Origin of the sequence: Mesorhizobium sp. Root157, assembly GCF_001427385.1 — a bacterium.
Lineage (GTDB): Bacteria > Pseudomonadota > Alphaproteobacteria > Rhizobiales > Rhizobiaceae > Mesorhizobium.
On record NZ_LMGJ01000012.1, the window covers coordinates 54778 to 71117 of the forward strand.

Annotated in this window: 15 protein-coding genes; 6 read left to right on the forward strand and 9 right to left on the reverse strand. The window is 60.3% G+C overall.

What is annotated here, in order from left to right; all coding sequences use genetic code 11:
- Positions 1 to 20 precede the first annotated feature (20 nt).
- From iolG to rocF, 6 genes are all read right to left on the reverse strand, one after another.
- Positions 21 to 1022 carry an inositol 2-dehydrogenase gene (gene iolG / locus ASD64_RS08315; RefSeq protein ID WP_056103568.1) on the reverse strand — a complete coding sequence of 334 codons (1002 nt, stop codon included), beginning with the start codon at positions 1020 to 1022 and terminating at the stop codon, positions 21 to 23.
- Between the two features lie 213 nt (positions 1023 to 1235).
- Entirely contained in the window at positions 1236 to 2018 is a 783-nt protein-coding gene (locus tag ASD64_RS08320) for an ATP-binding cassette domain-containing protein (protein ID WP_056103571.1), read from the reverse strand.
- Between the two features lie 45 nt (positions 2019 to 2063).
- On the reverse strand, positions 2064 to 3086 hold the full coding sequence (locus ASD64_RS08325; protein ID WP_056103574.1) for an ABC transporter permease: 1023 nt from the start codon (positions 3084 to 3086) through the stop codon (positions 2064 to 2066).
- Between the two features lie 161 nt (positions 3087 to 3247).
- Positions 3248 to 4189, reverse strand: coding sequence for a sugar ABC transporter substrate-binding protein (locus ASD64_RS08330; RefSeq protein ID WP_056103578.1), 942 nt, complete (start codon positions 4187 to 4189; stop codon positions 3248 to 3250).
- Between the two features lie 414 nt (positions 4190 to 4603).
- Complete coding sequence (locus tag ASD64_RS08335; protein WP_056103582.1) at positions 4604 to 5659, reverse strand: ornithine cyclodeaminase; 1056 nt, start codon at positions 5657 to 5659, stop codon at positions 4604 to 4606.
- Positions 5659 to 6579: an arginase gene (gene rocF / locus ASD64_RS08340; protein WP_056103585.1), complete on the reverse strand. Its 921-nt coding sequence runs from the start codon at positions 6577 to 6579 to the stop codon at positions 5659 to 5661. Before rocF ends, ASD64_RS08335 begins: the two co-directional genes overlap by 1 nt.
- A 126-nt stretch (positions 6580 to 6705) precedes the next feature.
- Here rocF and ASD64_RS08345 point away from each other — a divergent pair, with 126 nt between their 5' ends.
- The gene (locus ASD64_RS08345) at positions 6706 to 7143 is read left to right on the forward strand and encodes an Lrp/AsnC family transcriptional regulator (RefSeq protein ID WP_056103588.1); all 438 of its coding nucleotides are present in this window, start codon (positions 6706 to 6708) and stop codon (positions 7141 to 7143) included.
- Between the two features lie 51 nt (positions 7144 to 7194).
- Here the strand turns inward: ASD64_RS08345 and ASD64_RS08350 are convergent, their stop codons facing one another.
- Positions 7195 to 7848, reverse strand: a complete 654-nt coding sequence (locus ASD64_RS08350) for a Crp/Fnr family transcriptional regulator (protein WP_200957815.1) — start codon at positions 7846 to 7848, stop codon at positions 7195 to 7197.
- A 994-nt stretch (positions 7849 to 8842) separates the two neighbouring features.
- Between ASD64_RS08350 and ASD64_RS08355 the strand changes: the two genes are divergently transcribed.
- On the forward strand, positions 8843 to 9649 hold the full coding sequence (locus ASD64_RS08355; protein ID WP_056103594.1) for a response regulator transcription factor: 807 nt from the start codon (positions 8843 to 8845) through the stop codon (positions 9647 to 9649).
- Between the two features lie 89 nt (positions 9650 to 9738).
- Here ASD64_RS08355 and ASD64_RS08360 read toward each other — a convergent pair whose 3' ends face one another.
- Both ASD64_RS08360 and ASD64_RS08365 read right to left on the reverse strand, forming a co-directional pair.
- Positions 9739 to 10350 (reverse strand): sugar transferase, encoded by a 612-nt coding sequence (locus ASD64_RS08360; protein WP_244480741.1) that lies wholly within the window; start codon positions 10348 to 10350, stop codon positions 9739 to 9741.
- 755 nt (positions 10351 to 11105) lie between these two features.
- A complete protein-coding gene (locus ASD64_RS08365) occupies positions 11106 to 11846 on the reverse strand; it encodes a glycosyltransferase (protein WP_244480742.1) in 741 nt (246 codons plus the stop codon).
- Between the two features lie 181 nt (positions 11847 to 12027).
- Between ASD64_RS08365 and ASD64_RS08370 the strand changes: the two genes are divergently transcribed.
- The 4 genes from ASD64_RS08370 (at position 12028) to ASD64_RS08385 (ending at position 16139) form a co-directional block, all read left to right on the forward strand.
- Complete coding sequence (locus tag ASD64_RS08370) at positions 12028 to 12468, forward strand: hypothetical protein (protein ID WP_056103598.1); 441 nt, start codon at positions 12028 to 12030, stop codon at positions 12466 to 12468.
- Between the two features lie 194 nt (positions 12469 to 12662).
- Positions 12663 to 14213, forward strand: a complete 1551-nt coding sequence (locus tag ASD64_RS08375) for a GumC family protein (RefSeq protein ID WP_082549917.1) — start codon at positions 12663 to 12665, stop codon at positions 14211 to 14213.
- 58 nt (positions 14214 to 14271) lie between these two features.
- A complete protein-coding gene (locus ASD64_RS08380) occupies positions 14272 to 15195 on the forward strand; it encodes a CpsD/CapB family tyrosine-protein kinase (protein WP_156460075.1) in 924 nt (307 codons plus the stop codon).
- Positions 15192 to 16139 carry an ExeA family protein gene (locus tag ASD64_RS08385; protein WP_200957816.1) on the forward strand — a complete coding sequence of 316 codons (948 nt, stop codon included), beginning with the start codon at positions 15192 to 15194 and terminating at the stop codon, positions 16137 to 16139. Before ASD64_RS08380 ends, ASD64_RS08385 begins: the two co-directional genes overlap by 4 nt.
- The last annotated feature ends 201 nt before the right edge of the window (positions 16140 to 16340 follow it).

Genomic DNA, 16340 nt, shown 5'->3' on the forward strand with positions numbered 1-16340 from the left:
AGAATGCTCCTGTCCTGAATTCAGCGTGATGCGTCGAGGCGGACGGTCTTGCCTTGCTTGACCGACTTCAGGGCGGCTTCTGCCAGTTTGAGCGCCGCCAGTCCGTCCAGCCCGCTCGGGCTGACTTTCTTGCCTGCCGTCGCCGAGGCGATGAAGGCCGCGATCTCGTTCGCATAGGCGTCGATGTAGCGGGTCATGAAGAAGTCATGCAGCGGTGGGCGGGTGTAGCCCTTTTCGTTGGCCAGTTCGATCGACACCGGGCGTTGGTTCTCCGCCGCGATCATGCCCTTCGAGCCGTGCACTTCGATGCGCTGGTCGTAGCCATAGGTGGCGCGCCGCGAGTTCGAAATCACGCACTGCTTGCCGGACGCCGTTTCCAATATGACGCTGACGCTGTCGAAATCGCCGGCAGTGCCGATCTTCTTGTCGACCAGGACGGACGCATGCGCGCTCACCGCGACCGGCTCTTCGCCGAGAAGGAAGCGCGCCATGTCGAAGTCGTGAATGGTCATGTCGCGGAAGATGCCGCCGGAGCGGGCAATATAGTCGAGCGGCGGCGGGCCGGGATCGCGCGATGTGATCGTGACCATCTCGACCGTGCCGATGGCGCCGTCGTCGATCGCCTTGCGCACCGCCGCGAAATGCGGATCGAAGCGGCGGTTGAAGCCAACCATCAGCGTCGCCTTGGCCTTGGCCACGACGGCGAGGCACTTTTCCACGCGCTTCACGTCGAGGTCGATCGGCTTTTCGCAGAAGATCGCCTTTCCGGCCTTGGCAAAGCGTTCGATCAGGTCGGCATGTGTATCGGTCGGCGTGCAGATGATGACTGCATCGATGTCTGCGGCTTTCTCGATCGCTTCGATGGTCCGGATCTCGGCGCCATAGGCGGCCGAGATTTCCTTGGCCGCTTTCTCGAACGCGTCGGCGACGGCGGCCAGCCGCGCGGTCGGATTGGCGGCCACGGCGCGCGCGTGCACCTTGCCGATGCGGCCTGCACCGAGCAGGCCAAAGCGAATTGTCATGACAACCTCATTTCCAATGTTCGGGGGGTTCTATCGCGTGTTTCCGGCTCTAGTGGAGCGAATTTGACATTTGAATCCCAGTTTGCGTCAAGCGCCGTTTCAAATGTCAAATTCAAAGCTCCCCTAGAATCACAGACTTGCTAGTGGTTTCCTGATCCAGACATTTGCCAGAGCGCCTTGCATCGGACGGATGCAAATGTCTGGATCAAACCACTAGGCAAAGTTCGGCGCGTCCACCGCCGCCTTCACGCCCGTGATTAAAGATACGATCTCGTTGCCGTCGGTCTTGCTGCGGTCGACGGCGCCGACGATGCGGCCGCGCCGGAACACCCAGATGCGGTCGACGAGATCGAACACCTGCCTCAGGTTGTGGCTGATCAGGATAAGCGGAATGCCGCGGCTTTTCAGCGTGCGAATGATGTTTTCCACTTGCGCGGTCTCTTGAACGCCCAGTGCCGCGGTCGGCTCGTCCATGATGATGAGCTTGGAGGCAAAACTCGCCGCGCGGCTGATCGCAACGCATTGCCGCTGGCCGCCCGACATATTGCGGATCTTGTTCCTGAGGTCGGGGATTTTGACGCCGGTGGTGCGCAGGGCGTCCTGCGCATGGGCAAGCATCTTGCGTTCGTTGAGAATGCTGAACGGCCCCAGGTTGAAGTAGCGCTCCTCGCGGCCGAGGAACAGGTTGGACGGCACGTCGAGGTCGTCGGCCAGCGCCAGGTTCTGGAACACGGTCTCGATGCCGTGGTCCCGCGCTTCGATCGGGCTTTTGAATTCGACCTTGTTGCCGTCGAAGTAAATCTCGCCGGCGCTTGGCTGCTCGACGCCGGTGATCTGGCGCACGAAGGTCGACTTTCCCGCGCCGTTGTCGCCGACAATGGCGACATGTTCGCCGTCCCTCAGTTCGAAGTCGGCGTCCTCAAGCGCATGCACGCCGCCGTAGCGCTTGGCCAGTCCGACCGTCTTGAGGACTATGTCCGTTTGCCCGTCGCTCATCTCAATTCCTCCTGCGAGGTGTCATATCGACTGTGGAAGCCATCGTCAGTTCCTGCCGCGATAGCGCTGGCGGTAGACGTCGAGCACGACGGCGCCGACAATGATCAGGCCCTTGAGCATCTCTTGATAGTAGGCGTCGATCCGAAGGAAAGTGAACCCCGATATGATGACGCCGAAAATCAGCATGCCGAGCGTCGTGCCGGCGATGGAGCCGCGGCCGCCGGCGAGCGAGGTGCCGCCGATGACGGCCATGGCGATGGCGTCCAGTTCATACATGACGCCCATTCCCGACTGTGCGGTGAGGCCACGCGCCGAAAGCACGACGCCCGCCAGGCCGGCAAGCAGGCCTGCCACCACGTAAACGAGAATGAGATGCCGCTCGACATTGATGCCGGACACGCGCGAGGCCTGTTCGTTGGAGCCGATCGCGTATGTATGGCGGCCATAGATCGTGTAGCGCAGGATCAACTGGAACAGGATCGCCACGGCGATGAAGATCAGCACCGGCGTCATGCCGGCGCCGATTGCGGCATAGCCGTCGGTCGGGAACGAAACCGGCTGGCCTTTGGTGTACCATTTGGCAATGCCGCGCGCGGTGACCATCATGCCCAAGGTGGCGATGAAGGAAGGGATCTTGGTGTGGGCGATCAACAGACCGTTGACCAGGCCCGCAAGCAGGCCGCAGCCAAGGCCGACTGCGATAGGGACGATCACAGGCAGGTCGGTCAAGGCGGGGAAGACGGCGCGCGGATAGGTGCTTACCTGCGCGAAACTCATGGCGATCATGGCCGTTGCGCCCACGACCGACCCTGACGACAGGTCGATGCCTCCGGTGATGATGACCTGCGTGACGCCGATGGCGATGATGCCCACGACCGAGACTTGCAGGATCATGATCCTCAGCCGCTCGACATTGGCAAGGAAGCTCTGTCCCTGGACCAGCCAGCCAAGCACCTCGAATATGAGGGCGATGACGATGAGCCCGATCAGGACATTGATCTCGGCCGGGCGATTGCGCCGGATGGGTGGAGCGTCGGAAGCTTTGGTTGGGTTTGCCGCCTCGGTCATGATCCGCCCTCGTTTCCACTCATGTCACGGTTGATCGAAGTGTGCGTCGGACGGAGCTTCTGCTCAATCGGCCCGCTTGGCTGACGCGAGATCGCGGCAACGGCAGTTGCGTTCCATGCCCGGGCAACAGTTTGCTGTCCGGGCATGGCCGCCGCTGTGGCTCAGTTCTTCGACAGGTACTCGTCCACGTTGGCCGGAGTCACCAGTTTGAACGGAATGTAGACCTTGCTGTCCACCTTTTCGCCCTTGGCAATCTTGAGAGCGGTATCCACCGCTCCCTGGCCCTGGCCGGCAGCGTCCTGGAACACGGTGACCTTCAGGTCTCCGGCCTTCATCGCCGCAAGCGCATCCTGGGTCGCATCGACGCCACCGATGATCTCCTTGGAGGTGTCCTTGCCGGCGGCCTTGAGCGCCTGGATCGCGCCGATGGCCATTTCATCGTTGTTGGAAACGATCGCGTCGAACTGGACGCCAGCCGAGAGCCAGTTGGTCATCAGGTCGGATGCCTGCGTGCGCTGCCAGTTGGCGGTCTGTTCTTCCACGATCTTCATGAAGGAGCATTCCGGCGTGGCGATCACGTCATGCACGTCTTGCGTGCGCTGGCGCGCCGCCTGGTTGGACAGTTCGCCCATCATGACGACGATATTGGCTTCGGTCTTGCCGGCTTCCTTGAGAAGGCGGCAGACCTCCTGCGTTTCCAGAGTCCCGGATTCCTTCTCGTCCGAGCCTACGAAGGACTGGTTGGCCGGCAGTTCAGCGGCGTTGACCGGTTCCCGGTTTACATAGACCAGCGGAATGCCTGCATCCGCAGCGATTTTGGACAGGGCAACGGTCGCGTCCGTATCGACCGGGTTGACGACGATTGCGTCGACACCGCTGGCGATGAAGTTTTGCACCTGGCTTTGCTGCTTGGCGACATCGTTCTGCGCGTCTTCGACCTGCAGCGTCACGCCGTCGAGCGTCTTGGCGTAGTCGACCATGCCGTTGCGAAGCACGGTCAGGAAGTTGTCGTCGAACAGGGCCATCGACACGCCGATATTCTGCGCAAACGCGGAACCCGTCATCAGCGCCGACAGAGCGGCGCCCAAAAGTAGCTTCCTCATCTCACATCTCCTCCACAGTTGGTGTCCGGTGGCACCCATTGTTCCGGAATCCCCGGCTGGCCGGGGAATTGCTCCTGTTTCCTTGTCGTGCCCGCTTCCTGCGACCGGGGTCTCAAATCGCCCAAAGCGGAACATAAAAGCCAAAATGTATTAGCAGTGAAACATTTATTCCATTTTGGTGGCGCGCGTCAAGCTGAATTCCAGCGGGATGCCGCCGGATTCTGCATGGCCTGCCGTCCTGGGTTGCAATCGTTGTTGCAAGTGAGGGGCTTGTGGCTGCGCGGTGCCTGAGCGCGTGCTGACCAGGTCCGGCAAGCCGCAGGGCCGGTGGGGCGCCATAGGTCGACCTGGCGCCGCCATCCGCCCCGGGAATGCACCATGGCGCACCAGTGGAGTGGGATAACCGCTGCGGGTTCACGCGGTTTGTTTGGTCGCCTGACGCAAGAGCATGCCGAACAGGTCGCGCGGCTCGTCGGGGTCGGCGAGCAGGTCCAACTCATCGTAGCGCGGGATCGTGCGAAGCTGGTCGCGCACATAGCGCAATGCCGAGAAATCCTCGATTGCGAAGCCGACCGAATCGAACAGCGTGATCTGCCTTTGGTCATCGCGTCCGGGTGCCTTGCCGGTCATCACCTGCCACAACTCGGTCACCGGATGATCCGCCGCGAGTTGCTGGATTTCGCCTTCGACGCGCGTCTGCGGCGGATACTCGACGACGATGTGCGAGCGCAGCAGGATATCGCGGTGCAGTTCGGTCTTGCCTGGGCAATCGCCGCCAACGGCGTTGATGTGCACTCCGGTGCCAACCATGTTGTCGGTCAGGATCATCGCATACTGCTTGTCGGCCGTCACCGTGGTGATGATGTGGGCGCCTTCGACCGCCTCCTGAGCGGTCTTGCAAATGGTGATGTCGAAGCCCTGTCCCTTGAGATTGGCCGCGCATTTGCGGCTTGCCGAACCGTCGATGTCGTAAAGACGCAGCCTGTCGATGCCGAGCAGCGCCTTGAACGCCGTCGCCTGGAACTCCGACTGGGCGCCATTGCCGACGATGGCCATCGTGTCGGCCCCTTTTGGCGCGAGGTACTTGGCCGCCACCGCCGACGTGGCGGCGGTGCGGAGCGCCGTCAGGATCGTCATTTCGGTGAGCAGCATCGGATAGCCCGAACCGACATCGGCAAGCACGCCGAAGGCGGTCACTGTCTGGCGGCCTTCGCGCATGTTCTTGGGATGGCCGTTTACATATTTGAAGCCGTAGAGTTGGCCATCGCTGGTCGGCATCAGTTCGATGACGCCGTCATGGCTGTGCGAGGCGACGCGCGGCGTCTTGTCGAACAGGTCCCAGCGCCGGAAATCCTCCTCGATATAAGCGGCCAGATCTGTGAGGAAGCGGTCCACGCCGATCTCCAGGACCAGCTTCATCATGTTTTCCACGCTGACGAAGGGGACGATGTTGAGATTGGGGATTGTCATCAAAAGCTCCTGGTCGGGCGGTCCATGATGCGGCGGCCCATCAGGCTTGCCGTGAGATCGACGATCAGGCTGGCGGTGCGCCCGCGCTCATCGAGGAAGGGGTTCAGTTCGACGAGGTCAAGGCTGGTGACCAGCCCGCTGTCGTGCAGCATTTCCATGACCAGATGGGCTTCGCGGAAGGTTGCCCCGCCCGGAACCGTGGTGCCGACGGCCGGCGCGATAAAGGGGTCCAGGAAATCCACGTCCAGGCTGACATGCAAAAGCCCGTTCTCTTGCCTGACCCGTTCAAGGAAAGCGCGCAACAGCGGAGCCATGCCGTGTTCGTCGATCATGCGCATGTCGTGAACGGTGACGCCAACGCGAAAAAGCGCCTCGCGCTCGGCCGGATCTACGCTGCGAAGGCCCAGCGTGCACACGCGTTTCGGGTCCACCGTAAAGGCGCGGTCGGGGAAATAGCCTTCGAAGCCGGGCAGGCCGGACGCATAGGCCAGCGGCACACCGTGCAAATTGCCGCTGGCTGTCGTGTCCAGCGTATGGAAATCCGGGTGCGCATCGAGCCACAGCACGAAAAGCGGCCGGCCCGTTTCGGCGGCATGGCGCGCAACGCCCGATACCGTGCCCGCCGAAATGCTGTGGTCGCCGCCCAGAAAGATCGGCATGGCATCGACGCACGCCGCATAGGCCGCTTCGGCGATTGCCGCGGTCCATGCCGATATCTGCGGCAGTGCTTTCAAGGCCTTGTTGCTGTGCTGGGCCACGGCGACAGGTACGGGAACGACCGTTCCAAGGTCGGTCAGCGTGTGGCCAAGCTCGATCAGCGCATGACCGAGACCTGCAGTGCGCAACGCGCTCGGTCCCATTTCACACCCCATGCGGCCGGTTCCATCCTGAACCGGTGCTCCCAGAATCTTGCAGTGCATGTGCCGCCCCTGTCGAAGAAGGCGGCATTGGACTGGAAGGCACTGGCAAAATGAAGTGGGTGAATTGACAAATATGCCAAGGAATGTGTCCATTTCGGCAGAACTGTTTTCCAGAATGGAAATTCTATGGACGATCTGGACAAAAGGCTGGTCACGCTTCTTCGACATCAGGGCCGCCGCAGCATCTCGGATCTGGCAGTCGACCTTGGCGTGTCGCGTGCAACGGTGCGCTCGCGCATGGCGCGGTTGGAAAAGTCGGGCGACATTGTCGGCTACACGGTGATCCTGCGCGCCGACGCGGTGGACCAGCCCGTTCGCGGTATCATGCTGATCGAGATCGAGGGCCATGCCGCCGACCGGGTGATCAGGGCTCTGGGCGGCTTCTCCGAAATTTCGCAGGTGCACACGACCAACGGCCGTTGGGATCTGGTCATCGAACTGGGCACCGGCACGCTCACCGATCTCGATACGGTGCTGCGCAAGATCAGGCTGATCCCAGGCATTACCGGCAGCGAAACCAGCCTGCTGCTTGCCACCCCGCGCAGCACCAGGGCGAAACTCTAGCAAGCGAACAACCGCCGCGGCCGTCGGGTGCCTGCATTCCCTTCGCGGGGATCAGCCCGGCTTGTAATGGTCCATGTAGGCGAAGTCGAAATCGGTCAGTTGCGCGAGCCGGTCCTTGTCGACGAAAGTTACCACGCCGTCCCTGAAAAGAAGAAGTTCCGCCTCGCGCAAGTGGCGCAGCACGCGGTTGAGATGGATGGCGGTGATGCCGACGGCATCGGCGACGATGCTTTGCGAAAGTGGACACCGGTATGAGGTGGGGGAGCCGAGGCCGATCAGTTCCATGCGCGCGCCGAGTTCGAGCAGGAAGTGTGCGGTCCGGGCCATCGCGTCGCGCTTGCCCACGCAGACCAGGTGCTCAGTCACCATGGCTTCGTCGCGCGAGGCCGCCCACAGCAAGGTGGTGATCAGCTTCGGCGTAAGGCGGAATGCCTCCCATAGCCGGTCGGTATTGATCCTGCTGATTTCGACGTTGGTCAGTGCAACGACGCTTTGATCGGAATTTCGCAGCAACAGGCTGCGCAGGCCGATGAAGTCTCCAGGTATCTCTATTTCGACGATTTGCCGTGCGCCGTCCCGCAATCGTTTGTAGGCGCAGGTCCATCCGTCGTGCAGAATATAGGCGGCGTGCTGGTGCTGCCCCTCATAGATGAGTTCCTTTCCGGCAGCGACAAAAGTCCGCGCGCCTTGCAGCGCTTCAAGCATTGCCGCTTCTTGGGGGCTCAGCGTCGTATACGCCCCCAACTTGCGGAAAATTGCATCCGTACGAGCTACCATGCTGCAGGCAGGCCCCGATCTCAGTTGTGAACAGTAGTTGCAATTTGAATTATAGTACCCAAACTAAGCATGGAACACTAATCCAGATTAATGTCATAGATGCAATCCAGGCTGAGTTCCGGGTCGCGCGAAATGCGTGCAAGTCTTGCGCAAGCTTCACATGTCGCATTTCGGCGGTTACTGGTTCGTATTCTTTTTCCTGCCCGTTTTCCCGGGCTCCTCTTTTTAGCGTTCCTCCACCCTTCATGTGCAAGTCGCATACATCGAAATATGTATGCGGCTTGCACCGCATTTTGCTGGACATCTATTGTCGAATTGACCTTCGATAGACGTATTCAGCCAGTCTTGGCGCTTGCCGGAAAAGAAGCCCGAAATGAGCAATTTTAACCATCCGGTATAGTCGCCCGGCAATCTTGAGAAGCCGGTCCTTGCCTGAAGCGCACGTTCCCCGGCTTACCAAGGTCAGCGGAATTTCCCGAAGCTCTTCGGGGGCAGGCCGGGCCGGTGTTGCAAGACGAGACAGCGGGTTGGCGAGTTTATGGCGGCTCCCGGTACGGCTGAAATAATCCTTACGTTTCAGGTTATTGATCTGCAAGTGATCTGATTTGGTAATTTAGCTGACCTTGTATTAGAAGAATATGTGTATAACTGACAAATTAACCAACTAAACCAATAGCTCGTAAGATAGCTGGGAAAAAGAACGTAAATTTAAAGCTTCGTTAACCTAAATTAATGACTAGTACAATCTTTTTATCTATTCCAGTCTGGTGCAATAGTCCGCCAAACCGAGTTTGCTCCCTGAATGGCAGGGTGGCGCCATTGGCCCCAAGCCAAGGGCGCTTCTTATTCGGAGAAGCGGGTGGGAAGGCGACCCGCGGTCCTGGTGCCGCGGAGGGAAAAGGAGCTATGTGTCATGACACTAATGGGAGAAACCAACTTAAATCATACCCAGTTCGACTATCAGCAGCAGTCTGTCAGACCTGACGATGGCGACAGCGTTTCTGAGATATCGGCACAGCCTGCCAAGTTCGTGGTAATGATCGATTCGCGGGCACTTGGCCGCGAATGCTTCGTCCAGAGCGTGGCGGCCCAGAAGACCGGGATGAACGTTCTTGCCTTTGCCTCGATCGAGGAATGGAAGACGAAGCGGTCGTACCATCCGGCGGCTTCCGCCATCCTCGTCAACGTCGGCAGCCGGAAGATCACCGAGCCGTCCGTTGCCGAAGAGATCAGAAATCTGTCGGTGGAACTTGAGGGCGTGCCGGTCATCGTGTTGGCCGACGGAGACGAACTGCCGCAAATCGTCAAGGCATTGGAATGCGGCGCGCGCGGCTACATCCCGTCTTCGGTCAATATCCAGGTCTGCATCGAGGCGATCGGATTGGCGCTGGCTGGCGGTGTGTTTGTTCCTGCAAGCAGCGTGATGGCGATGCGCCAGATGCTCGAATCCGGCGCCGAGCCGGCTCGTCCGATGGCGGGAATGTTCACCTTGCGGCAGACCGAGGTCGTGGAAGCGCTGCGCCGGGGCAAGGCCAACAAGATCATCGCATACGAACTCAATCTTCGTGAAAGCACGGTCAAGGTCCATATCCGCAATATCATGAAGAAGCTGAAGGCGACGAACCGGACGGAAGTTGCCTTCAAGATCAACGACCTTTTTCCGGGCGATTTCGTCGTGCCTTCGCATGTCAATCATGCCGCCGCGCGCATGCCGGCCATTCATTACTGATCGAAAGCTTGGGCCTCATTTCTGACCGGGGCCGGGTCGCCATGCACTGCATGGCGGCCCGTTTTTCTGACCGGTAGTAGGTGTGGGGCTCAGAGCCCGGTTCCGCGAAAGACGACGCCGACAGTCCGGACCATGATCTGCAAATCCGTCTGAAACGACATGATGCGAGCATAGCGCGTGTCGTGCATGGCGCGTTCGGTGAAGGTGCAATTGTTGCGATCGCTGATCTGCCATAGTCCGGTCAAGCCTGGCCGGAGTTCGAAATAGGCTGTCCCTGGATATTGCGAGCGCTGATCGAGGCACATCGGGCGTGGCCCCACGAGCGACATCTGCCCTAGAAATACGTTGAGCAACTGCGGCAGCTCATCGAGGGAGTATTTGCGCAAAAACCCGCCGATCGTCGTAATGCGTGGATCGTGCCTGAGTTTTTGATTGGCGTCCCATTCGATGCGCGCCGTTGGATTGTCCTTCAGGTGCTGCTCCAGCTTGGCTTCGGCGCCGGGCACCATCGTGCGCAGTTTCCACAGCCTGAAGGTCTTTCCGCTCCTGCCGATACGCGGCTGGCTGTAGAACGCTCGCCCTCCATCGAGCCTGACCAGGATTGCCAGGGCGCCGACCAGCGACAATGCCACGGGCGCAACGGCTACCGTGGCTGCGATATCGAACCCGCGCTTAAGGCCGAAGTAGATTTGTCGTGACAATGGCGTGCGATTGCTTTCCGGCAAATCGAACGGCAAAGCATGAATGTGCGTTCTGGAATATTCTTCCAGCATAGACCGACCCGCCAAATGATGGTTTCTCCAGGCGCCCGAGCGCCAAGACAAAACTCAAGTGAAATTATCTGGAAGGGCAGTTCCCTCTCGCAGAACAATTCACGATAATAAAAGATTAACCAATTATGATTTTGAGCAGCAATTCATCGATGTTAGACAGTTCGATCTAGATACGAATAATAGTATTGGCACTCTCACAAAATGATTTGCGGTTGAGCCTGGATTCGCCGGGGTAGATCTGGAAATTTCAATTTTTCCATAACCCAATCAGTGGGTTTTCGGTGCATTTTCGATTTTCAGCGCAGTCAGGTGCCAAGCCTTCTTTCCAACTGCATCTGTTCGAAATGCGCAGGCGAAGCCTCCGATCGGTCTTCATTGCCTTCAAAGGGAGAGGGGCGTGCCTGCGTGGGCATCAAAACGAATAGGGTGGATAACGCAGCATAGCCGCAAGGCGTAGGGCGGCGCCAAGACCACCCCTCCCAGGTCGTAGTGTCACTACCGCCTCAGGAATTTTCCCTGTTCCAGGTATCGACCACGGCGGCGCTGTCGTCTTTCAGCGCGAGGCTGAACATCCGCCTTGCCCGATAGAGGCGGATGCGGGTCAGGCAAGCCAGCGCCAGCCATCTGGTGCGCAGGCTGGATATCCGCTTCGATCGCGCGATCGAAACGATTTCCGGTATCGGCTAAGCGGCGATCACCGCTCCGGTGAAGAGCCAGCGGACCATGGCTTTGGCATCGTCGACGTTGCGGAACTCGTGCGCCACTTGCCGATCCCATCGCTTGGCCAGTTGCGGGAACGATCTGCAGGAGTTCGTGAGCACCCTGGCTTGCGGCAAGTAGTCTACCTTGAAGCCCATCGCTGACGCCCGCTGCCCCCATTCGGTATCTTCCATGGTGGCGATGCCGCCGAACGGGCCGACGGCGCGGAAAACGGACCCCCGCACCGACATGTTGCCTGTCGCGGCGAATCCGTATCGCTCCACGTAGTCGCGGGCGCGGTAGCTGTAGATGCTTTCATACGCCTCGACGGCGGTCAGACTGTCCGGGTCGGCGGCCAGGATACCGATGTCGCCTCCCAGGAAGCCGATTGCGGGATTTCGGTCGAAGTACTCGACGATCGAGCGCACCCAGCCGGGACAGGCGACGCAGTCCGCATCGATGAAGGCGATGAGGTCGGCGCGCGCGAGACTGACGCCGCGATTTCGCGCCGGACCGGGTCCCGGCGTTGCCTCATGATCCAGATGTACGTCGGCGATGCCGGCGCACGCCTGCTCAGGCAACTCCGCGGACCCATTGTCGACGACGATGATTTCGAAGGCAATTCCGTCGCGCTTTTGTGCGTCGAGCGAGAGCAGGCAGCGGCGCAGGCCCTCCTGATCGTTGAGATGCGGGATGACGACGCTCAATCGAGGTGGTGAGGCCATGGCATGTCCTGTCGACGGGGCGGCGCGGCGTGCAGGTCCAGCTGGCGTCGCGCACGGGTGGACCTTGATAGCAAGCATCGGCTGAGCGTACGCATAAGCTTTATGGCGTAAGATCAGCCGCCCGCCCCGGTCCTTCAACAGCCGAATGACCAGATGGAAAAGCCACCCGGATAGACCAGAATTGCCTTTCGCAACCGATGCGCTGGTCGCATCGACGCAACGGGAGAAGATCATGGCCTTGTTCGGGTTCAGAGTTCGCAGCACCGACCGGGACAGTGCCGGGGACGCAGTACGGATGCAGCGTCTTGCCGACGCGCTGTCTGTTCTTGTCGCCGAGATCGAGGGCGAGCGTTCCGGTTTTCGGGCGAGGCGCGAGCGAGCGGCTGAAAATGCAGCCTTCTCGATGGCGGCGTTGGAAGATGACGGCGCTGACTATCTGTCGGAAAAGGTGGATGACCTGACCAACTCGATGTCGAGATATTCGCAGCGCATTGCAGCACTTCAGGCGCAGTCTGAGTTCGTCGTCGGCTTGCTTGACGAGGTTGGCCTGTTCGCGCGCGACTATGGCATCGAAATCCGCGGCTCCACGACTGCGCTGCATCGCACGGGAAGCGGCTATTGAAGCCCCGGCCCTATGATAGGTTCAGGCCCTAGACCCTTTTGTATAGCCCGAGATGGCGCAATGTCCCGCAAAAGGATTAGGTCGGTTGGCTGCCGCTGACACCCTTAGCGCCTATCAGCGGTCTATCGTCGGCTAGGCCGACACCCGAAAATGCAGCTGCCGGCATGGGTGCCGGATGCAGTCGTGAGCCGGCCATGGGTGATGTTGATCTGCGCTTTTATCTCTCGCTGCTGTTGCGGCGCCTGCCTCAGGTCGCGGCGATCATCGCGGTGTTCACCGTCGGCGGCGTGGCTCTGGCGCTGCTGATGCCGGCGCTTTACCGGGCGAGCGCCAAGATACTCGTGGAGGCCCCGCAGATTCCCACGGAAATGGCGCGTTCGACCGTTCCGATCAGCGCCGTGGAGCAGTTCGAAGTCATCCAGCAGGAAGTTACGACCCAGGACAAGTTGCAGGCCTTGGCCAAGCGCCTCGACGTCTATGGCAGCGACATCGCCAAAATGTCGGCCACCGATGTTGCCGAGGATATGCGCGAGCGCCTCCATTTCGAGCAGGTCCAGTTGGAAACGCAAAGCCGCGGCGCAGGGGCGACCGTCTTTGCCATTTCGTTCGACGCGAAGGATCCGCAACTTGCCGCTCGTGTCGTCAACGACCTGGTTGATCGGGTGGTCGACAAGAACGCCATCTCGCGCACGGGCCGAGCCGGGGAAACGATGAAATTCTTCGACCAGGAGGTCGATAGGCTGGGCAACGAACTGAGCGGACTCGAAGCCGAAATCCTGAAATTCAAGAACGCCAACAAGGATGCGCTTCCCGACAGCCTGGATTTCCGGCGCAGCCAGCAGAGCGGCTTGCAAGACCGGCTGTCCCAGATGGAGCGGGAGGAGGCGGGTCTTCGCAGCCGCCGAAATAATCTCGTCCAGCTTTTCCAGAACACCGGGCAATTGGCCACTGCGGGGCCGCTGAGCCCCGACCAGCAAATGCTTCAGGACATGAATCGGGCGCTGGGCGACCAGCTGACGATCTTTTCGGAGACGAGCCCGAACGTTGTTGCCCTGCGCAAGCGCATAGCCGCCTTGCAGGAGAAGATCACAACAGCCTCGCGCGGAACCGACAAGAAGGCGGGTCCTACCGAACTCGACCTGCAATTGTCCGATATCGACGAGCGGCTGCGCTATATCTCCGAGGAAAAGGCGTCGATCACCGACAACATCGCCAAGCTGACGAAGTCGATCACCGCAACGCCCGGTAACGACACCAGGCTCAGCGCGCTTGAGCGGACGCGCAACAACATTCAGGCGCAATACAATGCGGCAACCGCCCTTCAGGCCCAGGCTTCGACCGGCGAGCAGATCGAAGCCCATTCCAAGGGGGGGCGCTTCTCGATCGTCGAGCCTGCCGTCGCGCCCGAGACACCCGTGCGGCCGAACAGGCTGCGCATCGTCGCAACGAGCATCCTGGGGGGCGTCGCTGCCGGGCTTGGCCTCGTCGTGCTGCTTGAGTTGTTGAACAAGACCATTCGCCGGCCGGCCGAACTCGCAGAGTTCCTGCAGGCCCAGCCGCTTGCCACCATCCCCTATATTATGAGCCCCGAAGAGAAAAAATCGAAATTCCGCAGGCTGCGCCTGGGTCTGGCTTTGACCGGCAGCATTGCCGTGGCGGCATTCCTTGGCATGGGCGCGTCCGACATCATCACCCCTGAACCGCAAAATCCGGCCATCGGCGTTTCTGCCGATGGGGCGGTCTGACGTGGCAGGAAAGCGGGAAGGTAAACGGATCGTGCTGGCAGGTGCAAAGGCGGAAGGTATGGAATTGATTCAGGCCGCGCTGGTCAAGGCGAGGGCGCAGCAGCACATTCCCGAGAAGTCACAGCCGCAGTTTCCCCCGCAGCCAAAGCGGAAATCCAGGCCCAGCCAAAAGACCAATGGCAAGATCAATGGCAAGGCCAACGGCAAGGCGCCGTCCTTGGCTGCCCCCCATGTCGCTCCATCTGTCTCGCCGGCCCCGCCTTTGCCGGTTTCGTCCCCGGCTTCGATTTGGGCAGCTCTTCCGGCAGGAAGACCCGATCCCTGGCGTGTCGAACAGGGCCGGCTCGTAACCGTGGGGCGCACCGACCCGGCCCACGTCGCCTTCGACATCCTGCGCACCAAGGTCATGCATGTGATGCGCGAGAACGACTGGACGTCCTTGATGATTACCTCGCCGACGGCGCGCTGCGGCAAGACGGTCGTCGGGCTGAACCTGGCCTTCTCTCTCGCCAACCAGAAGGATTGCCGCACGGCTTTGGTGGACCTCGACCTTCGCCGGCCGCAGGTCGCCGAGGTGCTTGGCGTCAAGTCGCCGCCCTCCATGGAAGAATTCCTGAAGGGAAATATTGGTGTCGAGAACATGTTCTCGCGCTATGGCGACAACCTTGCCGTCGCCTCCAACAACCGGCCCGTCCGCATGGCTGCGGAATTGCTGCAGAGTCCGGAGGCCGCGCATGCAGTATCGGCGGTGCGGAAAAAGCTTGCCGCCGATATCGTCATCTTCGATCTGCCGCCGATGCTGGCCAACGACGATGTCATGGGGTTCCTGCCCAATGTCGATTGCGCCATCCTGGTGGTTGCGGCCGAAGAAAGCACGGTATCGGAGGTCGATCTGTGCGAACGGGAACTGTCCGAAAAAACCAATCTGCTCGGCACCGTGCTCAACAAGTGCCGCTATGCGCCGGAAAAATACGGCTATTGAGCGGGGGCATTGTGTTGCACAATCGAAAGCAGTTTGCGGCAAAGCACGACGATCCATCGGTGAATGACGAGCCGCAGGCCCGGCCTTCGGGCGGGTCGAGCAGCTTCCTGATCTATTCCAGTCATTTCGGCATCAAGGGCCGGCCCTTCAGCCTTGTTCCCGATCCCGGCTTCCTGTTCTGGTCGACCAACCACAGCCGTGCCTATTCGATGCTCGAATATGCGCTCGCCACCTTTGCCCCAATCAGCGTCATTACCGGCGAGATCGGAGCCGGGAAGACGACGCTGATCCGTCACCTGCTCAGCGCAGCCGCCCCGGACCTGCGCATCGGGCTGGTCTCCAACGCTCATGGCGACAGGGGGCAATTGCTGCATTGGGTGCTGGATTCGCTGGGGCAGCCGTTGGGCCGGGGCGTGTCCTATGTCCAGCGTTTCAGCCAGCTTGAGGAATTCCTTCGCAGCGAGCGCGCCGAAGGGCGCCACACCGTGCTGATTTTCGATGAAGCCCAGAACCTGTCGGCCAAGATGCTTGAGGAATTGCGTTGCCTGTCGAACCTCAATGACGAGAGCGACGAACTCTTGCAGATCGTGCTGGTCGGCCAACCGGAACTCAACGAAATCATCGCCAGGCCGCGAATGCTGCAGTTCGCCCAGCGCGTGTCGGCGCAGTTTCACTTGTCGGGCATGCCCCCCGAAGCGGTCGGACCCTACATCGCGCACCGTCTCTACGTCGCCGGAGCCAAGCGCAAGATCTTCACGCGCAGCGCTTGCCAGCTGATCGCGTCGGCCAGCAACGGTCTGCCGCGCGTCATCAACCAGATCTGCGACTATGCCCTGGTTTACGCCTTTGCCGAAGACGAAAGGACAGTCGACGCCGATACCGTCCGGCAGGTCATCGCCGACAGGAAAATCCAGTCGCTCAGCAGAAATTTCGTAGCCGATTGAGTGTGCGGCAATGCGGACCGCTCGTGACCTTGCGCGAGCGCAGGTCGTACCGCAGGTAATACCGGAAAGATCAAAACTCGCGAGTTACGGTCTATATCGATTTAGATATAGTTCTAGATCGATAACATGGAATCTGGAGGCAATGTATACTTAATAGGTAAGCTCGCCCAGCAATGTAGACAAATACAAGCGAACGCCGAC